Genomic DNA, 1,462 nt, shown 5'->3' with positions numbered 1-1,462 from the left:
CTGCGAAGCACTGTCAGTCGGCGCTGGATGGTGGCTAAAAGTGCTAGTATGCTGCGTGTAACGTTCCACAAGACAATTAGGCTAATTAGCGATGTTAAAAACGTCCCTATCAAAGACGCTAAATCTGTAAGACTTTTCACTGTAGCGCGTTTGACCTATTTTAATTATTCAATTAATTTCTCCTGTATATTCCCATATAGCCAAATTTCCACTATCAGCTATATATGTATACAAGTCGAACGAAAGGCTGTAAGTAGCTTGCACATTAAACAAATGCAATTGAGGTTCGCCGATTATTAATTTTTTGGGGAAACCTACAATTGCATCTGCACCGCCTCCAACTGTTAAACCAGTACTAATTTTTTGGATTAATTGCCCTCCCGATTTACCTGTGTGAAAACCGCTCGGAAAATTTAAAAAGCACAAAATAACAGAAGAAGTAAGAAGTACGGGACAAGTTTGGCGCGGCAATGCTTCCAAAGTTTTTGGTATCGTTACGAACCAAACTTGTTCCCACAAATTAGCATTAGGCTGTAGTTGGATCACTAAAATTATGCTGCTACTCTTTTAGCTATCACTTTGCCGTTGTAAATTAATTCGGCTCGGTTCCCTTTCCTGGTTCCAAGTGCAGCACTCCCGTCAGCGCTAGCAATAAACGTACCAAAATTAGCTCTAGCAGTTTTCATGCTGCCGTCTGCGGGTGCGGAAAATGGTACGGTGACTGAATCATCTACGTGATCTACAACCCGCGTACCCCAGGCAGTCATTTTAGTGGTGGGAGTAGCCTTGAGACGAGTGAAACGAATGCGAAGAATTTGCTCGTGATTCCCTTTGAATTTGACCAAACTTGAATTAGCAACCGCTTCTGCTTCAGCTAGTGTAAGCCCACCAAGAGCGCCTCCAGCATCCGCTAACAGCGTTGTACCAGCTTTAGCAGGAATTGGCATTTCAACAAACAAATCCTCGTTCTCAATGCTTCTGAAGTAGCCCGATCCGCCCGGTTCCTCAGCTTGATACGGCTTAGGAGTAGCCGCCAATTTAGCCGCTTCCCGTGCAGTTTCTCGTCTTTTGGCAATTTCTGCCAATTTATTCAGTTCAAAATAGGTACGCGGTCTACTCATATGTTTGTTTGATAAAAATTCAGTCCGTTGATTTCTACAATATTGTTTTTCTCTTTAATTTGGTAGGGTTTTGCTCGCAATTTAGAATTACAACCCTATAGGGTTGTAGAAATTTTGCGCTATGCTAAAACTATTGACTGGTAAGGGTTATAGACTATTATGACTGTTATTGCTGCTGGAACAAATGGAACAATTAAAGGCATGACTGCCGAAGCGCAATTCTTGCAATTAATAGAATACTTTCAAGGATTAGAAGCGATTGGTAATAACGTTACTAGCTACGTTACTGGCAATTACGACAGCGACGCTTTGCTGTTTACGGGCGATTTTACGATGCCCGT

General features: G+C 42.1%; 3 protein-coding genes. 1 reads left to right on the top strand and 2 read right to left on the bottom strand.

All coding sequences use genetic code 11. The features are described 5' to 3' along the window. Positions 1-168: 168 nt before the first annotated feature. Together QUA78_RS32595 and QUA78_RS32590 are read right to left on the bottom strand one after the other, a co-directional pair. Positions 169-546: a hypothetical protein gene (locus QUA78_RS32595; RefSeq protein ID WP_333399265.1), complete on the bottom strand. Its 378-nt coding sequence runs from the start codon at positions 544-546 to the stop codon at positions 169-171. A 5-nt stretch (positions 547-551) separates the two neighbouring features. Beyond that, positions 552-1,121 (bottom strand): hypothetical protein, encoded by a 570-nt coding sequence (locus tag QUA78_RS32590; protein ID WP_333307468.1) that lies wholly within the window; start codon positions 1,119-1,121, stop codon positions 552-554. 159 nt (positions 1,122-1,280) lie between these two features. On the opposite strand from QUA78_RS32590, the gene QUA78_RS32585 reads away from it, so the two are divergent. Next, on the top strand, positions 1,281-1,462 hold a 182-nt coding region (locus tag QUA78_RS32585; protein ID WP_333307465.1), incomplete at its 3' end, for a hypothetical protein.

This window comes from Microcoleus sp. K4-B3 (assembly GCF_036704615.1).
In the GTDB taxonomy this organism is placed as follows: Bacteria; Cyanobacteriota; Cyanobacteriia; order Cyanobacteriales; family Microcoleaceae; genus Microcoleus.
Note: the sequence above shows the minus strand (reverse complement) of the source record. Positions and strands in the feature narration are given on the sequence as shown.

Coding starts and splice junctions, on each gene's coding strand:
- QUA78_RS32590 (WP_333307468.1), bottom strand. CDS start 1,121: ATGAGTAGACCGCGTACCTATTTTGAACTGAATAAATTGGCAGAAATT.